Here is an 18,697-nt window from a genome sequence, read left to right as displayed (position 1 = left end):
TTTATTTATAGGAAAAACATAAAAAACTTTTTTAAGCATACACTATAAAGGAAAGAAAACCCACGGAGGCTGTCATGTATTCTCGAAAAAAAATCCCTGCGCCCTTCGGCAAACCGCAGAAAACAGCCGAAAAAAAGAAGGAAGCCACCACAGCTTTTTCCCAAAAGGAAACCTCAAAAGAACCCATTTTTCTTCACGCGGAGGAAAAAACAATGCCGCAGGGCGGTGGCTCGCCTGTGCTTGCACTGCTGCTGCTGGAGCTGCTTTCCGCAAAAAAAGAGTGACGAAAAATCGCCGCTCTTTTTTAATTTCAGATTCCCATCATCTGCATCAGCTGTGTCAGCTGCTTCTGCTCCTGTTCGGGCAGGCTTGCCGCCACCGCCGCAAGCAAAGCCTTCTGCTCCTCCGGCGCAAGCGGTCCCCCTTCAGATAATTTTTCGCCATATTCCAGAAAAATATCCAGACGCTCCATGCCGCTTTTCCCTCTGCATTTTTCTGCCGCCTCCTGCATCAGGCGCAGCCGTTCCTCGCCCAATGCCTGCACCTGTGGCATTTCCCATGCATTCATTTTCATTCCCCCTGCCCCAGAATTTCCTTCATATCCATCATTTTCAGCAGCAGCTGCACCTGTCCGCGTTCCTGCTGTGATACATATTTTTCAACTGCCTGCAAAAGCTTCCTCTGCCGCAGGCGCAGCGGCTCCTCCTGCCGCTCTCTGGTTTCCAGAAGTTCACTGCCCATCACGCGCCGCAGCTCCATCAGCCGCACCACCAGATACAGCTCCTTCTGATATTCCCGATTCAAAAAGGGAATGGCGGCGGAAATCATATTTTCCCTGCGGCTGCGCGAAAACACATCCGCTTCCTCCTGCGGCGCAGGCGGCAATGCCGTATCCTGCGGCGCACCCAGCAGCCTTTGCAGTCTCTGCATCCGCAGGAGCATTTTTGCCGCATCCTGCCCTTCCTCTCCCATCAATGCCGAAAGCATTTCCATCTGTTTCTGTTCTGCCACAGCGCTTCCCCCTTTTTTCTTTCTCAAATAAAGATATGCAGGGCTGTGCCGAAAAATGCTTTTTCACATATTTTGATAAGGAAAGGAGATGCTTGCCATGTCTTTGATGAAGCGCATCTTTTCCACAGAATCCACCGGCAAAAGGCTTTCCATCGCCTTTCTGGATACAGGAATTTCCCCTGTGGCGGATTTTATTCTGCCCGAAAACAGGATTCTTGCCTTCCGGGATTTTATCAACGGAAGGACAGAGCCGTATGATGATAACGGTCACGGGACACATGTCACGGCATCCGAAGAACGAAATTCCCGCATTAGATATTCTGCTCTCCTGCTATCCTTCTTCCCGTCACCCGTTCCATCACCCAATAAAATGCAGCGCAGAACAGCAGGGCAAACACAACCCCAAATACATTTTGCGCCACACGAAGCCCCACTGCACCCTTGAGGCCGTAAAGCTTCTCTGCAATGGCAAGCGCACCAAAGGTATTAAACACTGCCTGCCAGCCATACTTCGCAGAAAAGCCAACGCCGATACCGCCAAGGATTCCGATATAGGCATAAATCGAGGTAGGCAGAAGGGTATAGAGCACCAGAAAGCAAAGCACTCCTGCCACGTTGCCGATAATTCTGTTTTTCACCCGCGCCTGCATATCCGCCATCAGCGGTACAATGGCAGACATTGCCGCAATGCCTGCCCACATAGCACGGGGCATTTTGCACAGCTCCGCAAGGAAAAGCACCATAGGCACGCAGATAATCTGGCAAAGCTGCCAGTTTGTGCGAGAGGAGGCCAGATCAAATGCCTGCAAAACCCCTTTGATTCCTGTTTCATAGGTGCGGCTTTTATGGTTTCTGTAAAACACCAGACAGGAAAGCAGTGCGCCGACAGCCATGGCAAGCAAACGCATCCGGTAGCTGTCTCCCGAAACATCATATCCATAAAGCAGCAGGTATCCCAAAACCAAAGTGGACTGATTAAACATAAACGGATTATGACACCCGAAAATGACAAGAAACGCAAGTGCCGTCACATTCAAAAGCAACGCCGGCAGTGGTGCTGCCTGCTGTGCCAAATGCGGAAAAACCGCCATATCCACAAAAAATAACGCCAGCAGCAGAGTAGATTGCCCTGTATGCAGCCCAAAATCCGCATTGCGGAATACCATTAAGCACAATAAAACAACAACGCCCACAACGCTGTTTTCGTTACCAAATAAAATGCTGAACACACTGACGAATGCAAAGCAAAACAGCATTGTAATCGCAACCTTTGCCAGATAAACCAATGCGTGATAGTGCCTTTCCTGCGCCGTTTCACTCTTTCGCAGCAGCTCCTTTGAGCCAGCCTGATTTAATTGCAGCTCCTGATAAAATGTCATACTTCTCCATTCCTTCCGTTTCGTTTTTTATTCTGCAAAAAACGGCAGTATCGCCTGCCGCATTTCTGTTTGCCTTTTGTACGCCGCTTCATTGGCGCAAGCCTCGCAATGAGGCTATCTTTTCTATTATAGCATTCTTTTCTGTTTTGTAAAACCCCCTTTTTTAAGGCATCCGTAAGCAAAGCGCAGTATAGCAATAGCCCCTCTCCCAAGCAGGGAGAGGGGCTACGCGGAGTTCAATATGAGCCACATCTATTAGGATAGATGAAGGTCAACGAGTTTTAACCGTAGTAATAAAACATACAAAGCGCTGTCATCAAAATGATGCCGCAGTCCAGCAATCTTTGCACTATTCTTTTTGAAATACTCATATTTACCAACTCCTTGAGAAGCTTTTAACAATACTGTCTTAGCCCATCAAATTAGGCAAGAACATGGAAATTGCAGGGATATAGGTGATGCACAGCAGTGTAACAATCATCAGAATCAGGAAGGGAATGATACCCTTAATAACCGTATCCAACGTGGTTTCGCCAACACGGGAGGCAACGAAAAGGTTTACGCCCAGTGGAGGTGTAATGAAGCCGATGGCAAGGTTTACTACCATGATGATACCGAAGTGTGTTACGTCTACACCCATTGCTGTTACAACGGGATACAGGATGGGTGCCAGAATCATGATGGCACACAGTGTTTCCATGAAGCAGCCAACAATCAGCAGCAGTACGTTGATAAGCAGCAGAATCACAATCTTGCTGTCTGTCAGGGACATCATTGCAGATGCAACCGTTGTAGGGATACGACCCAGTGTCAGAACCTTGGAGAAACCGGCAGCACAGCCGATAACAATCAGGATGGATGCTGTTGTTTCACAGGCATTTTTGGTACACTGAATCAGCTTTTTCAGATCCAGCTCTCTGTAGATAACACAGCCAACGATGATACTGTAGATTACAGATACCGCAGCTGCCTCTGTCGGGGTAAAGATACCGCCGTAGATACCGCCCAGAATGATAACGGGGGAAAGGATTGCCCAGAAGCCTTCCTTTGTTTCGCGCAATGCTCTTTTTACGGAGAAGGGTTCGTCATCGCCCTTGTAGCCCATCTTCTTTGCATAGAAGTAGGAATACGCAATCAGTACCAGACCAATCAGGATACCGGGTACGAAGCCTGCCAAGAACAGTGTAGATACGGAGCTGTTTGTTGTTACAGCGTAGATAACCATAGGGATACTGGGAGGGATGATAACACCGATGGAACCGGCAGCAGCAATCAGCGCCAGTACGAATTTTTTATCATAGCCCTTTTCCAGCATGGTAGGGATAACCATACCGCCTACCGCCGCAACAGTTGCCGGGCCGGAGCCGGAAATTGCCGCGAAGAACATACATACAACAACGGTTACGATTGCCAGACCGCCCTGGATTCTGCCGAAGAATACGTTCGCCAGATTCAGCAGTCTTTTGGAAATGCCGCCGCCGCCCATCAATTCACCTGCGAAGATGAAGAAGGGAATCGCCATGGTAGGGAAGGAGTCACAGCCTGTTACCATGTTCTGTGCAATAAAGCCGAATGTCAGCTGTTTTGTGTAAAGAATGTAGCCCAGAGATGCAATACCCAGAGAGAAACCAATGGGAACTGTCAGCACCAGACAAGCAATCAATGTAAGAAATACTACTGCAGCAATAGAACCTGTCATGCCTCAGTCACCTCCTCGTGATTTTTCAACGCCTTGATTCTTCTGTAAATGCACTGCAGCTGACGAATTGCTGTCAGCCCCATGCCGATCATAGGTGCCGCATATACGAACTGCATAGGAATACGCATTGCGGGAGACATCTGACCGGACCATGCAATCTTGCCGAATACAGTATAGCCTGTTACAGCGATGAAGATTGCAAAGCCCAGAACAATCACTTCACTGAGGATTTCGATGTAAGGACGTGCCTTTTTGGGATACAAATTGATTGCAGCATCAATACGGATGTGCTTTTCTCTTCTTGCGGTATAGCTTACAGAGAAGTATACCAGCCATACGAACATATATCTTGCCATTTCTTCAGACCATGTCAGAGAGTTCTGGAACACATAACGACATACAACCTGAATGAAAATGATAATACTCATTGCGAAAATCAGTGGAATCATGAAAAATTCTTCCACATGGTCTAAAAACCATTTCATAGTATTTTACGCCCCTTTCCTTTTTAGCCTTCTTCAGGGAATTTTTCCTTTGCCTTAGCAACCTCATCATACAGCAAATCAACAACGGAAGGATCTGTTACCTTCTTATAAGCCAGTTCCTTGATGTTTTTGCATGCCTTCACCATTTCAGCCTTTACTTCAGGTGTCAGGTCGCTGTACTGCATTGTGCCGCAGTTTTTGATGTTATCCAGTGCAGTCTGTTCATATTCGTCACATCTCTGACGTTCATAAGCAACTGCCTCATCGGAAACCTTCAGCACGATTTCCTGCTGCTCGGGAGTCAGCCCATCGAATTTGTCTTTACTCATCAGAATCAGGTAAGGAGAGTAAATGTGTTTTGTATATGTATAGTGGCTCTGTACTTCATAGAATTTTGTCTGCCATGTCAGCTCCGCACCGTTGTCCTGTGCGTCTACTGTTTTCTGCTGCAGTGCTGTAAACAGCTCTGTGAACGCCATGGGTGTGGGGTTCGCACCGTAGTCCTTCCACTGCTGCAGCTGCAGCTCATTTTCCATGATACGGATTTTAACGCCCTTCAGATCAGACATATCGTTGATGGGTTTGTTTGTGGACAGTGTACGGAAGCCGTTTTCCTGCCATTGCAGCAGCTTAAATCCGGATTCCTCCAGACCATCTGCCAGTCTGTCACCCAGAGGCCCGTCCAGAACCTCATAAACCTGCTGCTTGTTATCAAACAGCCAAGGAATATCCAGACAGAAAATGTCATTTTCAAAGGATGCTACCGTTGCGTTTGTTGCCAGAACGATGTCATAGTTACCAAACTGACAGCCCTCCAGCAATTCACGTTCAGAACCAAGCACGTTGTCGGTGTAAATATCACAGCTAAGTGTGCCTTTGGATTCCTGCTCCAGACGCATTTTGAAGAATTTTGCCGCGTCGATGGTAGCAGGCGCGTTGCCCAGCGCATAAATGAAATGATAGCAATCGCTTGTCAGCTCTACGCCGGAGTCAAAATTTACGGGTTCGACCTTCTTTTCCACGAAACCGTCTTTTACTGTTGCTTCGTCTGTATCTGCTGCTTTGTCGGAATCACCGCAGCCCGCCAGACCAACCACTGTGACCGCTGCTAAAATTGCAGCGAGGCCTCTTTTAAAGAACATAATATTCCCTCCTCATATTGAACTCTACAGTCCGGTGTGTTGCATTTGGATTTCCTTTTCTTCGGTTGGACCCCACCGAAGGGAAGGACTCCTCTTTTGTTTCTTTGTTTCTCTCTCGTTTTTTCATTTGTATCACAAATATCGCAAAACAAATCTTCTTTTTCGCGAAAAAAGTTTTATTTGAGATATAAAACATCTTTTTTATGATTATATATTTGTCTTTCTTGTACGTCAAGAGATAAAAAAGACGAAAAACAAGTGTCTTTCCGTGTAAAAAAATCCTATTTTTTGTGTAAAATATCCAATATAAACTAATTTTACTGCATTTTGAAACTTTTATAAGACACTTTTCGTCCCACATAAAACTATTTTTTATTTAATTTCTAGTTTTTTCCAGTTAAAAAACGCCACTTAAAATTCTTTTTCAATCCGTTTTATATCTCATATTATTAAAAAAAAGTTGATTCCGAAAAATTGATAGACTTTTTGCGCCTCCTGTTGTATAATAGAGCAAACAGGCATACAGAAGAACATTTTTGTGCTGTCTTTTTGCGGCAAAATCTAATTTGAGAAATCGAAAGAAGGAGAGACCTGTGAAAGAAGAAGAAAAGAACCACGAAACAACGGGTAAAAAAACTACCCTGACTGATAAGATTTATCAGGATATTAAAGATGATATTCTCACGAAGGTATTCCAGCCCGGAGAAAAGCTGAACATCAAGGAGCTTGCTCGCGAATATCAGGTCAGCGATACCCCTGTCAAGCAGGCACTGCAAAGATTGGCAGAGGAAAAGCTGGTTGTGAACACCCCCAATAAGGGCATGAGCGTCAGAGCGCTGACACCGCATGAATTGCAGGATATTTTCGATATGCGTCTGATGATGGATACATTTTTTGTAAAGGATATCGTAACCACGCTGAATTATAACCACGGCCTGCGTCAGCAGCTGATTGACTGTCTGGAAGCACAGAAAAAATTCATCGAATCAAATGATTCCAATCATAAGCCCGATGAATTTTTTGAATTGGATTTAGAATTTCATACCCTGTATCTGGCAGCCTCCGGCAATCAGAAGGCGGTCAATGTATTCCGGGATATGCAGCCCTTCACCTATGCGTCCGGCACCTATGTAAGCCAGCCTCACTACAGAGACTGCGAATGTGTCGAGGAGCATCAGGCAATTCTGGATGCGGCGCTTGCGTCCGATTTAGACGCGCTGAAGGCAGCCGTTACCGCGCATCTGAATAACTCCAGAAAGGCATTGCAGCTCATCTTCAAGGTAAATCAGATGATTTACCCCGAAAATTAAAAATAACGAAAACCATCATTCATCAGGCTTCGCCTGATTCATGTGTTTGCTCCGCAAGCCTACGAAAACCAAAAAAACACCATGTAAACTCATAAATGATTTACATGGTGTTTTTAATTTTCTATGGTTTTCTCCGCTATTTACAATTTACAGTATAAACAACGGATAAACCTGATGTGCATCCATTGTCATTTCGTTCCAGTAGGTGCGGAAGGTATCAGCGTTCATATCCTTTTCATTGGAAAGCACACAAACGGTATACGCTGTGCCGCCCTCCTCCAGAGAAAAATCATCCAGTATCGTCATACATTCATAAATATTGCGGGTGTAATCCTCTTTTTCGGTATATTCGTAGCCGTCTCTGGTCACATCCGTCACAACCAGATAGCCGCCGCCTGCTAGCCGCTTTACGGAATCCAGCATTGCGCCGTCATTTTTGGAGAACTGGCAAATGATAATTTCATCCGTTTTGCCTGCGGCAAAAGCATCCCAGTTTTCCTGACCGCCCACAACCGCGCCGTTATGAATGGTATACATCCCCGCCGCCGCTGCATCCTCCGCAGTCAGGTCTGCCGCATAGCCCTCCAAGGCCTTTTGCAGGGTGTCCGCCTCCTTCTTCATTTCACCGTCCAGCTCAGCTGTCACCTGCTGTCCGTCCGTAGCGTCCGTCTTATCCTTTCCGCAGCCTGACACGCCGCATACCATCACAACAGCCAGCAGCATTGCCAAAAGTTTCTTTTTCATGTGTTTTCCTCCTTCGATATCCTTGTTCGGGCGAGCCTGCGCTCTGCCATTCGTTTTTTTACGTCCCCGAAAATTTCTTCTTTTATGATTGCTTCGTGGGTATGCTCCACCACAATCCATTGATTTCGCGGCAGCTCTCTGGTCTTTTTCTCCTTAAAGCTGATTTTTTCCTCTTTCCCCTGCACCATATGCCCCAGATAAACGGGGTTTTGCAGGATTTTTCGGATTGTCCCCTTCGACCATGCCGCAGAAGAACGCCTGCCGAGATCCTCCCCTCGCGCCCGCTTCATCTCGGAAGGGGTGGGGATGCCCTGTGCCGTCAGCCGTTCTCCAATCATTTTACAGGAAAGACCCGATAAGTACAAGTCATAGATTTCTTCCACAACGGGTGCCGTTTCCGCATCAGGAATGAGGTGATGCCTGCAACAGGGATCCTTGCGGTAGCCGTATGGCGCATAATTGCCCAGAAACTGCCCTGCCTCCATCTTCCTGCGAAAGACGGCACGAATATTTTCCGAAAGCTCCTCGGAATACCATTCATTGACCAGGCTGTTGATTTGACGGGCTTTTTTGTTGGCATGAGAAGCAGTATCCACCCCATCCACCACCGTCACAAAGCGAATCCCCCAGAGGGGAAACAGCGCATGCAGATATTTTTCCGCCGTGCCTGCGTTTCGGGTAAAGCGAGACTGCGTTTTGCATAGAATGATTGAAAATTTTCTTTCTTCCGCGTCCGCAAGAAGGCGTTGGAAGGCAGGTCTGTCCTCTCTCAGCCCCGAATAATCCTCATCCGCATAAATGTCATAGACCGCCCACCCCTGTTTTTTGGCATATCCCAGCAAAAGTGCGCGCTGATTGCGTATACTCTCACTTTCCGCCGCTCTCTTTTCCGCATCCTCCACAGAAAGCCTGCAATAAATCGCCGCAATTTCTTTTTTCATTGCCGCCGCTCCTTTTTCTTCCTTAAAAAATTATACGGCGTTTCAGGCAAGAAAAAACCTACAGCTTTGACTGTAGGCTTTTATAATATTTCTTATAATCCGCGGAAAATATATTTCTCGCACTTCGGACAAACCGTGTCCTCGTTCACTCTGCGGCGACAGTCCAGCCCCTTGCCGCAATGAGGGCATCTATACAACTTTATTTCCAGGAAGATATCCAGCGCCACAATAATAATCGTCAACAGAATATTTCCGGCAAATACAAATGCCATTGCCGCCAGAGCATAAAGAACCAAGCTGAGCTTCTGGAACTTTTTGAACTTTGCCAATAATGCGGTGCCTTTTTCTGATAAAGCCTGCATAATTTTGACCCCCTTTTTTTATCTGATTTGTTCTTATTGTACAACAAATATCCTGCAAATGCAATAAAAAAGAAGAAAGGTATCCAAAAGCATGCGTCCATATAAAACGCACCCGTCACCCATGTCACGGGTATCGCCTGCGGCAACGGTCACAATGCCGACGGGCGTTATGCAGGCGTTGCGCCCGAGGCAGGGATTGTTTCCGTCAAAATTCTTGACCGATACGGGCAGGGAAATTCCACCCACGCCGTACTGGGGCTGAGATGGATAATGGACAATGCACGCAAATATAATATTAAAGTAGTGAATCTTTCCATCGGCACGAATGACAGAAAGGTCAACCTGCCGCTAAAAGAGGCAGTCGAACGGCTCTGGCAGATGGGAATTGTGGTGGTGGCGGCGGCAGGAAATCCGGATGGACGCAATGGCTACCGTCCGCCGCCTGCGGTAAGCGGCGGTGTGATTTCCGTCGGCGCATGGGAGGATAGAAGCTATTTCCTCGCGCCTGCGTTTCCGCTTTTTTCAAGGGAACGGGATACATTGCCCGATCTTTGGGCACCGGGAGATGATATCGTTTCGGTGCTTTCGCCCGATTTTGATTTCACCCTGCCCAACCGCAGCCGTAAAAACATCGTGGACGGAAATTATATCACCATGAGCGGCGCATCCATGGCAACACCGCTCATCAGCGGCGCGGCTGCCCTGCTGCTCACAGAAAACCCACACACACGTCCTGCGGAAATCAAACGGCTGCTGCTGCAAAAAGCCAAGCCCTTCGGCGGTCTTCTGACAGCGGAGGTCTGCCGTACCATTTAAAAGAAAGGTGGTTCTCTTATGTCCGAAAACACGGTCTATACCCTTGCAAAAACCCTACAGAAAACGGACGGACTGGAAAAGGATTTTGCACAAATGCTTTCTGCTTTGCGAGATACGGTCGAAAAAGAATATCTTCTGAAAATCCGCTCTGCCGCCAATGCCGAAACGGCATTTGCCAAGGAGCATCCCCCGAAGGAGGTCACACTGCTGCGCGCGCTTTCCGCCTTTATGGATGAGGGCGGACGGGCGCAGCTGGACCGCATGACAAAGGGGCTGATGTTTCTGCATACCCTGCAGCATGTGCAAAGAGGTGTAGCGGATTTCTCCGAAGGCAATCTTCTGGCGGCGCGCAGTGCCGAGGGCGGCGCACCGGAAGATTTGCCCTCCGCCCAATCCGCAAGAATGGCAGGTCTGCTGCTAACACTGGCATTGGCAGAGCAGTTTTAGAGGGTGTCGACAAAGTCGCCCCCTAAGTTGAAATCAAAATTTCGAGCGGGCGGAATAGAAAAAAGGGGCTTTCGCCCCTTTTTTCTGTTAATCTCCGTAAGTTCCCCACCAAGATGCAGACCATTCGCCATCACTACAAAATGTTTCTATGTAGTAATATTCCCCTTCCACCACAGAAATTGTTTTATCTACAACATAGTCACCAATTTCATTACAAATGGAAGCATAATAGTCTTGGTTTGCATCCATAACTGTCACAATGAAGTTTCCCGTACCGGAATAGCTCCCCTGAAATCTGAATTGATTATCAGCCATACATACCTTCCAGATTTTTTTGCCATTTGAATTAACTACAACTTGGTCTTTTTTTGCATTGATAGCTTCCTGATACTGCCGTTGCCGTTCTTCTTCCTCTTTCCGTTTCTCGTCCTCTTCCTTCTTCTTTTCCTGATAATGTTCATAGCAGTATTCCGTATCATTATATCTTAACTTTTTACAGCCTGTCTGGTGACATTCGTGTTTACTGCAATACGGACTACCAAAATTCGGACAACCTGCTACATCACAACGACATTCATCACAATATTCAAATTCTCCCGAATACTTTTTCCCACAATTACTGCATCCGTGAATCGCACAATAATCACCATCTGCTCTTGTTTCGTTTTCACAGTTTTCCGCCTTACAATAATGTTTCTCACAGTACTTGTGCCCTTTTGCCTTTAATTCCGGACACCCCCGTCTATCACAGGAATGATCTACACAATATAATGCCCCTTCACAGCCCTTTCTTTCCTTATCACATAATGCACAGGAAAAATGCTCTTCACAAAATCTTTCCCCAATTTTTTCATTTAAACATCCTTCCTCCTGACAAAGATGTTCTCTATAGTATTCTGCTCCTTCTATATGCTTATTCAAACAATCCTTCGCTTGGCACAAATCGGGATTTTTCAAACTACATCCGGATAGAGCCATACTCATAACCAATAAAATAAGCCAAATTACAGTTTTCTTTTTCATAATACCTCTCCCTCTTAATTGTATTCTATTTTCGATATCTATTTTAGAATATAGAATAAATATAACAAACCCGATACAATTTAGCAAGAGGGAGGTGTAAACAAATGACTGTATTTCATCCGAAAAAGCCGGAAAAGGAAGTAATCTCCATGCGGATTCCAAAGGATGTTCTGGAAATTCTGGATCAGAAATCCGCGCAGGCTAACATCAGCAGAAACGAATTTATCAATCAGTGTATTTTGTTTGCCCTTGCCCACATGGAAAACGAAGCATAAAAACCACAGCAAAAAAGCCCAGACCTTACGGTCTGGGCAATTTTTTTGACTTCGCTTAAGCGTGGTCGCTGACAACAAACATATTCATTTTTTTCAAAAGGCGGATATCCTCCTTAGAAACCTTGAGCTTTTCCTTCAAATCATCCGTTTCCTCCAGAATGTCCGATACCATCAGAAATTTGAAGCAGGCAGGCAAAATCGGCTGCGTGGATAAGCAGCAGCAAAGTCCTTCCATTCTGCCGCCATTATTAAAGGAATTGATGGCGTACATAAACATTCGCTCCACCTTATTATTCTGGTTTTCAAAATTGAAATTGATGAAGGTATCCCCCTTTCGCATCGTGCCGTGATAAAGGAGCTTACACTGATAATAATTGGATAAATCCTCAAGCGAAGCGTACATATTCGCGCTGAATACACCGCTGTCCTCTCCGCCATCCTGCACCTCAATAACATTGCGCGCAATGCGGCTGCGTCTGCCATCGTAAAAGTACATATAATATTTGCTTTTGCTGAGGTTGTGCTTGATGATTTCGCCCTTCTCGCCCTTTTCCTCCCCGATTTCTTCATAATCAATCAGCTGGTTGACGGGCACCCCTAACGCCTGCGCAATCGTAAACAGGGTTTCAATATCAATGGAAATATCCCCGTTTTCGTATTTGGAAACCGTTGCCTTGCTTTTATGAATCATGCCTGCGAAGGTTTCAATGGTCAGGTTTTTCGTCTTTCGATACAGGCGAATTCTCTGCCCCACATGGATACTAACTTCTTTCATCTCTTTTCACCTACTCATCTATACTGTAAAAAAATAATCTCACTCTATTAAACCACGCGTTCCATTATAGTATAAAGTATCCAATAAAAAAAGTGTTCCGCACAAATCTTTTCGCTTTTTTATGGAAACTTAACGAATCTGTTTCTTTTTTGAAAGCAAGCGCTCGCTTTTTCTGAAACCGGTTTCGCAAAACCGCAGATGTTCTGAAAAAAACACAATAGATTTTTCATGATTTTCGCGCCATTTTCCCGAAAAAGTTTCTTTAGAATATATTATTTCCAGTTTTATACAAAACGGGATATTTTTTATTGTTCATCATTATACCAGATAAAAAGAGAAAAATCTATGTTTTTATCACCGAAATATCCAAAAGCTATTTATTATTTTTGATGAAATCTATCGTTTTTGTCTATTGTATTCGTTTTCAAACCAAGCCTCCCCCCTGTATATATTCGCATTATGTCAATTTCATAAAAATAAGATAATTCATGAAATTTTGTGATTTTTCCGTTTTTTCTATGAAAATACAGGCTTTTTTCACACTTTTTCTACTCTGAGTATAAGAAATCGGTAAATTCGTTTCACTAAACTATATTTCATTCATTTGCCCAAATCGGATTTTTCGTGCATAATATCGTTTGTAGGACAACTAAGAGAGATTTCCTTAGTGTCGGATGTAAAAGAAAGTTTTGTTTAGGAGGCGTTTACAAATTATGAGAAAGAAAACGAGTTTAAAGGACATTGCCGTAATCGGGCTGGCACTGTTTGCAATGTTCTTCGGTGCCGGCAACTTAATCTTCCCCCCCTACCTTGGTACAAATGCAGGGAGCGAGTGGTTCATCGGGTTTATGTGCTTCTTTATCGCGGACGTTGGTTTGGCTCTGGTTGCCATCCTCTCCATGATTAAAGGCGGCGATGTTTCCATTCAGGGCGTTACCAAAAAGCTTGGTGCAGTCCCCTCTGTCATTATCAATACATTAGTCGTTCTGTGTATCGGGCCCTTCCTGGCAATCCCCCGTACCGCAGCAACAACATTTGAAATGGGCGTTATGCCGATTTTCCCCAAAATCAACAGCTGGATTTTCGGCGCAGTCTTCTTCGGTCTGGTTCTGCTGTTTACCGTTCGCCCCTCCGGCGTTGTTGACGTAATCGGCAAATACCTGACACCTATTCTGGTAATCTGTCTGATGGCAATGATTGTTCTGGGTATTGTTCACCCCATTGGCGATATCAGCAATGTTGCAAAATTTGAAACAGTCAGAGAAGGCGTTATGGCAGGCTATCAGACCATGGACGTTCTGGCTTCTATCGTATTTGTTATCATCATCATTTCCGCAGCAAGGGATAAAGGCTACACAGAAACAAAGGACACCATGAGCGTTGTTATCAAATCCAGCGTTTTCGCAGCAGTTGCACTGTTTGTTATCTATGGCGGTCTGGCATTCCTGGGTGCAACCACATCCGCAGGCGGCTTTGAAGGCTATAACCAGACAGGTCTGGTTGTTGCAATCACACAGTCTCTGATCGGCAGCTACGGCGTACTGGTTCTGGCAATCATCGTATTCTTTGCCTGCCTGACCACAGCAATCGGTCTGACCTCCTCCTGCGCATCCTATTTCGCAGAGCTGACAAACAACAAGGTTTCCTATACAAAGGTAGTTATCCTGACTGTTGCATTCAGCTACATCGTATCCAACTTCGGTATCTCTACAATCATCAGCATTGCAGCACCTATTCTGAACCTGCTGTACCCTGTTGTTCTGGTTATGATTGTGCTGAACTTCTTTGGTAAGCATATCAAAAGCAACAACATTTATATCTTCGCAGCAGCCTTTGCACTGGTTGCAAGTGCGGCAGAAGTGCTTTGCGGCTTCGGTCTGCCCCTGCATTTCGTAGAAAAGCTGCCTCTGGGCTCCTTCCAGTGCGGTTGGGTAGTTCCTGCCATCGTAGGCGGTATCATCGGTAAATTCGTACCCACTTCTCAGAAAGCAGTCTCTCTGAGCAAGAGCGACAACGAATTAGGCTAATGCCTGCGGCATTCCGTCGAAATCTCTATAGAAATTCTCGCACCGTATCGAATAAGATACGGTGCTTTTTTATGATTTTTATTTTTTTCAAAAATTTTTCAGACAGTTCAAACTTTTTTCCGTTACAATACATCTATAAGACAGAAAACGAAAAAAATGGTTTTCACGCTGACCGGGAAGCAACAAGGAGGTAACACCTATGCAGGATATTTACGACTGCACCGTACAATACATCATAGAAAATCAAAATAAATTTTATCGTCTGGCATACAGCTATGTAAAGGAGGAGCAGGCAGCTCTGGATGTGATACAGAACGCTATCTGCCGCGCCTTGGAGGGCTGCTTTGGGCTGAAAAATCCTCTGGCACTCCGCACATGGTTTTATCGGATTCTTGTCAATGAGGCTTTGCAGTATCTCAGAAAGCAAAAGCGCGAAGTTCCTCTCGGCGAGGAGCATACCGAAGCCATGACCTACGAAGAGCCGGCATTTGATGAAGATAAGCAAGCCTATGAGGCTGTGATGCAGCTGTCAGAGCCTATGAAAACCGTCATTATCCTTCATTATTATGAGGATCTGACGCTCAAGCAGATTGCAGAAATCACCGATACCCCACTCAGCACCGTAAAGACACGACTCTACAGTGCCCTGAAAAAGCTGAAACTGATTTTGAAGGAGGAAGAAAAATGAATCCCGAAAATGGCAAAAAAACCTACGAATCCATCGAAATTCCTAAAAATTTAAACGAAACGGTCATGCAGACGATTGCATCCAAAAATAAGGAGGAACTGAAAATGAAATACGAAAGCAATGAAAATAAGAAAGCATCCGAAGCAAAGAAATCCTATCGCCCCGTCTGGAGAGGCTGTGTTGCGGCGGCAGCAGCCGTTCTGGTCGCAGGCACCATCGGGCTGAACGCAAGCCCCGTTTTTGCGGAAAACATGAGCAAGGTTCCCGTTGTAGGGCAGCTGGCGCAGGTGCTGACCTTCCGTTCCTTTGAAGGCACAGAGGGCGATGTGGAGCTGAATGTAAACGTCCCCGTTGTGAAGGGCCCCGATGGTAAGGAGCTGCCCGCAAAGGTAAATGCACGCATCCAGCAGCTGACCGCCGATTATGAAGCGCAGGCAGAAAAGGAAATGGCAGAATATAAGGAATCCTTCTTCCAAACAGGCGGCACAAAGGAAGAATGGGCAGATCGCACCATGGATTTGTATATCGATTACGATGTAAAATATCTCAGCAATGATGTTCTCTCTCTGGGCGTAACAACCGCAAAGAGCTGGGTTTCCGCGGATGAGGAGCATACCTACTACAACATTGATTTGAAGAATGATAAGGAGCTGACCCTGCAAGACGTGCTTGGCGATGATTATGCTGCCATCTGCAATAAGAGCATCGTATCTCAGATTGAAGAACGCATGGCGGCAGATGCAAACGCTTCCTTCTTCGGCTATGGTGACAGCACAGATGAAACCGATTCCCTTGGGAAGTTTGAAACCGTTGACGCAAATACCTCCTTCTATCTGAACGCAGAGGGCAAGGTTGTCATCTCCTTCCCCGAATATTCCATCGCCCCCGGATATATGGGCATTCAGGAATTTGTAATCGACTAACACAAAAATAGCAAAACGCAAGAAGGCTATCCCGAAAGGATAGCCTTCTTGCGTTTTCATTTATACAATTCCGTCCGTCTCAGCCCCGTATACGTTCTGCGGCTTCTGATTTCGCTCGATTTTGCCAAATCCACCTCTGCATAAAGAATCCCCTCCGCGTCATCCGCCTTGGCAATCACATCGCCGTTGGCATCTACTACAATAGATTCCCCTGAGAAGTCCATCTCGCCCTCCTTGCCGACGCGGTTGCACATCGCAACAGCCGTACTGTTATGGAATGCCTGTACACGCAGCTCCCATTCAAACATTTCGGAAGGCTCTGTTTTCGTATTCACCGTCGGAATCAGAATCAGCTCCGCCCCCATCAGACTTTCCGTGCGAATGCTTTCGGGGTAATGTCGGTCAAAGCAAACCACAATCCCGATTTTCCCATATTCCGTATCGAATACATGAAACCCGTCATCGGAGGGTGTATAGTAATCCTGCTCATAAAACTGCTCCGCCTGCGCAATATGCACCATCTTCTGCACGCCCGCAATCGTGCCGTCCTTCTGAATCAGCAGACTGGCATCGTATGTCTTCCCGTTTTCGTAAAGCAAAATATTCGGCACAACCAGAATCCCGTTTTCCTGCGCCGCCCTGCAAAATGCCGTCACAACCTCAGAATCAAGCGAAATCCGATATTGCGTCACATCCTGTCCGGGGTACTGCGGAAAAAATTCCGTCAGCTGCACTTCTGGAAACAGAATCAAATCCGCCCCGTTTTCTGCCGCCTCCTTGATTGCCCGTATGCTTTTTTCCAGGTTCGCAGCAGGCTTTCCTGCGTTTGCCATCTGGCAAAGTGCGATTTTCATGTTGCATCCGCTCCCTTCTCTTTTGTTTTTATCATAAATTATTTTTATCCGTTTGCCTTCGTCCGCTGCCAGCTGCCGTCCGCATCCTTGTGCAGAATTTCCTCATAGCAGTTCTCATTCCGATAAATCCCAATCATTGTCGTATCCTCATCCAGCGGCAGCGTAAAGCTGTTTTTTGCGCCAATCCTGCCATTGATGCCCCCAAAGGCAGCGTAGCAGTCAATATAAAGCTTTCCGCCCATCTGTTGGGATATCTCCATTTTCCTGATATACCCCCTTGATGCCGCAACGCCAATATCCAGCGTAATTTCTCTGCCGTCCCCCGAAACGGAATATCCATCCATATAGACAGAACCGTTTCTCAAAAACCCCGAACCGATAAAATAACCGCCGCAAAGCACCACTGCCACAATAATCCCAATCACCATTTTCTTCTTCATAAAACCACCTCCGCAAACAGGACGTTTGCTATTTCGTTGCAACAATACTTATCCAATGATTTTTTGTATTTGAATACGTTTTTATCTCTGTAAAACCTGCTTCTTTCAAAGCAGCAATGAGTTGATCAGAGGTGTAAATCTTCATACCATCAATCAACTTTGTCCATTTTTCATCTGCGGCATTCGTTCCGTCAGATTCGTTACAAATCAGGAATGTCCCTCCGTTTTTCAGAACTCGATTTACCTCAAAAAAACATTTTTCCAATCCCGGCCAGAAGTAAACTGTCTCAAAAGCAGAAACATAATCAAAAACCGCATCAGGAAAAGGGATAGCAGCTACATCCCCTTGAACCACGCAACATTTCCCTTGTTTAATGGCGGCGGCGTTCAGTTTTTGAGATTCTGCCACACTGACCTCCGAATAATCCATTCCTGTCACATGTCCATTTCCGCATTTGCCCAACCAGGCTACAATATTTGCACCGCCTCCGCAACCAACATCCAGTACCGTAGCGTCCGGATTCACTGAGATATTTGAGAATCCCCATTGTGATAACTTGGCGTGACCGATGTTCATCATCTTCGTCATCAATTTTCCGCCGAAGCCTTGTGGCTTACGAGTATTTTCAAAGAAGTTCATTGCATGATTCCTCCTCTTTAAGTCCCGATTTTTCAGTTTCAAAAACTGGAAGTTATAAACATCTTTGCAAATATATCATATCTATCAACTGTACACCGCCCTCATAAATTGGGTGGTCATAATTGTCAGTAAAGAAATTGGGAATCTTGTGAGAACGGACAAATCCACATTTTTCATAAAATGGTATCGTCAATGGACTGTCACCTGTTCCAACTTGCAAAACAGAATATTCATCTGCATATTTACTGGCAAGAAAATCAATTAGTGCTTTGCCATAGCCCTTTCCCTGATTTTCCGGATCGACTGCGATATTCTTGATTTCAAGTATTCCATTACCTTCATCGGTAACAACACATTCAGCTTTTACATTACCATCTTCAAGTACATACATAGTACTTTTTTCAAGATAGTGATCAATCATATTTTCCTGCTCATCAGCTAATAACAATAATGCTATAAATTGCTTTTTATTCTCATTCACTTCTCGGATTTTCATATCTATTACTCCGACAAACTGGAATTTATATAATTATCTCTCTAACTTTCCCCATTTTATAGGCTTTCCCGCCTGTCCATTAGTGAAATGATATGTAGTTTCCCTTATTTTTGCCCTTATGAGATAATCACAAGGGAAATAAGGGAAATTTTTTAGTCATTGCCTACCACTTTATCAAGAAGCCGAACCGATTTTCGTTTCGCATCTCTTGTGGAGTGAG

At 45.5% G+C, this 18,697-nt stretch carries 22 protein-coding genes and 1 pseudogene; 8 read left to right on the top strand and 15 right to left on the bottom strand.

From position 1 onward, the window contains the following. Window positions 1-74: 74 nt before the first annotated feature. Window positions 75-284, top strand: coding sequence for a hypothetical protein (locus GPK49_RS00175; protein WP_215676376.1), 210 nt, complete (start codon window positions 75-77; stop codon window positions 282-284). A gap of 26 nt (window positions 285-310) precedes the next feature. Here the strand turns inward: GPK49_RS00175 and GPK49_RS00170 are convergent, their stop codons facing one another. The 6 genes from GPK49_RS00170 to GPK49_RS00145 form a co-directional block, all read right to left on the bottom strand. Next, complete coding sequence (locus GPK49_RS00170; protein WP_118580956.1) at window positions 311-568, bottom strand: hypothetical protein; 258 nt, start codon at window positions 566-568, stop codon at window positions 311-313. Window positions 569-570: 2 nt separating this feature from the next. Next, complete coding sequence (locus tag GPK49_RS00165) at window positions 571-1,011, bottom strand: hypothetical protein (RefSeq protein WP_215676375.1); 441 nt, start codon at window positions 1,009-1,011, stop codon at window positions 571-573. A 311-nt stretch (window positions 1,012-1,322) separates the two neighbouring features. Then, window positions 1,323-2,390: an FUSC family protein gene (locus GPK49_RS00160; protein WP_215676374.1), complete on the bottom strand. Its 1,068-nt coding sequence runs from the start codon at window positions 2,388-2,390 to the stop codon at window positions 1,323-1,325. A 409-nt stretch (window positions 2,391-2,799) separates the two neighbouring features. Next, on the bottom strand, window positions 2,800-4,089 hold the full coding sequence (locus GPK49_RS00155; RefSeq protein ID WP_016408080.1) for a TRAP transporter large permease: 1,290 nt from the start codon (window positions 4,087-4,089) through the stop codon (window positions 2,800-2,802). After that, window positions 4,086-4,574 carry a TRAP transporter small permease gene (locus GPK49_RS00150; protein ID WP_118580971.1) on the bottom strand — a complete coding sequence of 163 codons (489 nt, stop codon included), beginning with the start codon at window positions 4,572-4,574 and terminating at the stop codon, window positions 4,086-4,088. The genes GPK49_RS00155 and GPK49_RS00150 overlap by 4 nt, the downstream gene beginning before the upstream one ends. Window positions 4,575-4,597: 23 nt before the next feature. Next, window positions 4,598-5,716, bottom strand: a complete 1,119-nt coding sequence (locus GPK49_RS00145) for a TRAP transporter substrate-binding protein (protein WP_118580974.1) — start codon at window positions 5,714-5,716, stop codon at window positions 4,598-4,600. A 593-nt stretch (window positions 5,717-6,309) separates the two neighbouring features. On the opposite strand from GPK49_RS00145, the gene GPK49_RS00140 reads away from it, so the two are divergent. Continuing rightward, window positions 6,310-7,026: a GntR family transcriptional regulator gene (locus tag GPK49_RS00140; RefSeq protein ID WP_016408077.1), complete on the top strand. Its 717-nt coding sequence runs from the start codon at window positions 6,310-6,312 to the stop codon at window positions 7,024-7,026. A 147-nt stretch (window positions 7,027-7,173) separates the two neighbouring features. Here GPK49_RS00140 and GPK49_RS00135 read toward each other — a convergent pair whose 3' ends face one another. From GPK49_RS00135 to GPK49_RS00125, 3 genes are all read right to left on the bottom strand, one after another. Beyond that, the gene (locus GPK49_RS00135) at window positions 7,174-7,770 is read right to left on the bottom strand and encodes a hypothetical protein (protein ID WP_016408076.1); all 597 of its coding nucleotides are present in this window, start codon (window positions 7,768-7,770) and stop codon (window positions 7,174-7,176) included. Next, entirely contained in the window at window positions 7,767-8,711 is a 945-nt protein-coding gene (locus tag GPK49_RS00130; protein ID WP_215676373.1) for a recombinase family protein, read from the bottom strand. Before GPK49_RS00130 ends, GPK49_RS00135 begins: the two co-directional genes overlap by 4 nt. A gap of 92 nt (window positions 8,712-8,803) precedes the next feature. Then, entirely contained in the window at window positions 8,804-9,073 is a 270-nt protein-coding gene (locus GPK49_RS00125; protein WP_016408074.1) for a hypothetical protein, read from the bottom strand. A gap of 129 nt (window positions 9,074-9,202) precedes the next feature. On the opposite strand from GPK49_RS00125, the pseudogene GPK49_RS00120 reads away from it, so the two are divergent. Next, window positions 9,203-9,889 (top strand): annotated as a pseudogene (locus GPK49_RS00120) (S8 family serine peptidase); the annotation flags it as partial. Window positions 9,890-9,907: 18 nt separating this feature from the next. Then, window positions 9,908-10,336, top strand: coding sequence for a hypothetical protein (locus GPK49_RS00115; RefSeq protein ID WP_016408072.1), 429 nt, complete (start codon window positions 9,908-9,910; stop codon window positions 10,334-10,336). Window positions 10,337-10,423: 87 nt separating this feature from the next. Here GPK49_RS00115 and GPK49_RS00110 read toward each other — a convergent pair whose 3' ends face one another. Continuing rightward, on the bottom strand, window positions 10,424-11,359 hold the full coding sequence (locus tag GPK49_RS00110) for a hypothetical protein (protein ID WP_215676372.1): 936 nt from the start codon (window positions 11,357-11,359) through the stop codon (window positions 10,424-10,426). Between the two features lie 104 nt (window positions 11,360-11,463). On the opposite strand from GPK49_RS00110, the gene GPK49_RS00105 reads away from it, so the two are divergent. Further along, window positions 11,464-11,634, top strand: a complete 171-nt coding sequence (locus GPK49_RS00105; RefSeq protein WP_016408069.1) for a ribbon-helix-helix protein, CopG family — start codon at window positions 11,464-11,466, stop codon at window positions 11,632-11,634. A 55-nt stretch (window positions 11,635-11,689) separates the two neighbouring features. Here GPK49_RS00105 and GPK49_RS00100 read toward each other — a convergent pair whose 3' ends face one another. Further along, window positions 11,690-12,409 carry a helix-turn-helix domain-containing protein gene (locus tag GPK49_RS00100; RefSeq protein WP_016408068.1) on the bottom strand — a complete coding sequence of 240 codons (720 nt, stop codon included), beginning with the start codon at window positions 12,407-12,409 and terminating at the stop codon, window positions 11,690-11,692. A 713-nt stretch (window positions 12,410-13,122) separates the two neighbouring features. Between GPK49_RS00100 and brnQ the strand changes: the two genes are divergently transcribed. The 3 genes from brnQ (at window position 13,123) to GPK49_RS00085 (ending at window position 16,047) form a co-directional block, all read left to right on the top strand. Beyond that, window positions 13,123-14,436 (top strand): branched-chain amino acid transport system II carrier protein, encoded by a 1,314-nt coding sequence (gene brnQ / locus GPK49_RS00095; protein ID WP_016408067.1) that lies wholly within the window; start codon window positions 13,123-13,125, stop codon window positions 14,434-14,436. Window positions 14,437-14,635: 199 nt separating this feature from the next. Next, on the top strand, window positions 14,636-15,124 hold the full coding sequence (locus tag GPK49_RS00090) for a sigma-70 family RNA polymerase sigma factor (protein ID WP_118580989.1): 489 nt from the start codon (window positions 14,636-14,638) through the stop codon (window positions 15,122-15,124). Beyond that, a complete protein-coding gene (locus GPK49_RS00085) occupies window positions 15,121-16,047 on the top strand; it encodes a DUF3298 and DUF4163 domain-containing protein (protein ID WP_118580992.1) in 927 nt (308 codons plus the stop codon). Before GPK49_RS00090 ends, GPK49_RS00085 begins: the two co-directional genes overlap by 4 nt. Before the next feature lie 56 nt (window positions 16,048-16,103). Here GPK49_RS00085 and GPK49_RS00080 read toward each other — a convergent pair whose 3' ends face one another. Genes GPK49_RS00080 through GPK49_RS00065 form a run of 4 tightly spaced genes read right to left on the bottom strand, consistent with a single transcriptional unit; the run spans window position 16,104 to window position 18,477 of the window. Then, the gene (locus GPK49_RS00080; protein WP_215676371.1) at window positions 16,104-16,901 is read right to left on the bottom strand and encodes a carbon-nitrogen hydrolase family protein; all 798 of its coding nucleotides are present in this window, start codon (window positions 16,899-16,901) and stop codon (window positions 16,104-16,106) included. A gap of 44 nt (window positions 16,902-16,945) precedes the next feature. Further along, entirely contained in the window at window positions 16,946-17,341 is a 396-nt protein-coding gene (locus GPK49_RS00075; RefSeq protein WP_215676370.1) for a hypothetical protein, read from the bottom strand. Window positions 17,342-17,369: 28 nt separating this feature from the next. Beyond that, a complete protein-coding gene (locus tag GPK49_RS00070; RefSeq protein WP_215676369.1) occupies window positions 17,370-17,981 on the bottom strand; it encodes a class I SAM-dependent methyltransferase in 612 nt (203 codons plus the stop codon). Between the two features lie 52 nt (window positions 17,982-18,033). Continuing rightward, complete coding sequence (locus GPK49_RS00065) at window positions 18,034-18,477, bottom strand: GNAT family N-acetyltransferase (protein ID WP_118143222.1); 444 nt, start codon at window positions 18,475-18,477, stop codon at window positions 18,034-18,036. Window positions 18,478-18,697: the final 220 nt, after the last annotated feature.

This window comes from Clostridium sp. MCC345, assembly GCF_018785345.1.
GTDB lineage: Bacteria > Bacillota > Clostridia > Lachnospirales > Anaerotignaceae > Anaerotignum_A > Anaerotignum_A faecicola.
Note: the sequence above shows the minus strand (reverse complement) of the source record. Positions and strands in the feature narration are given on the sequence as shown.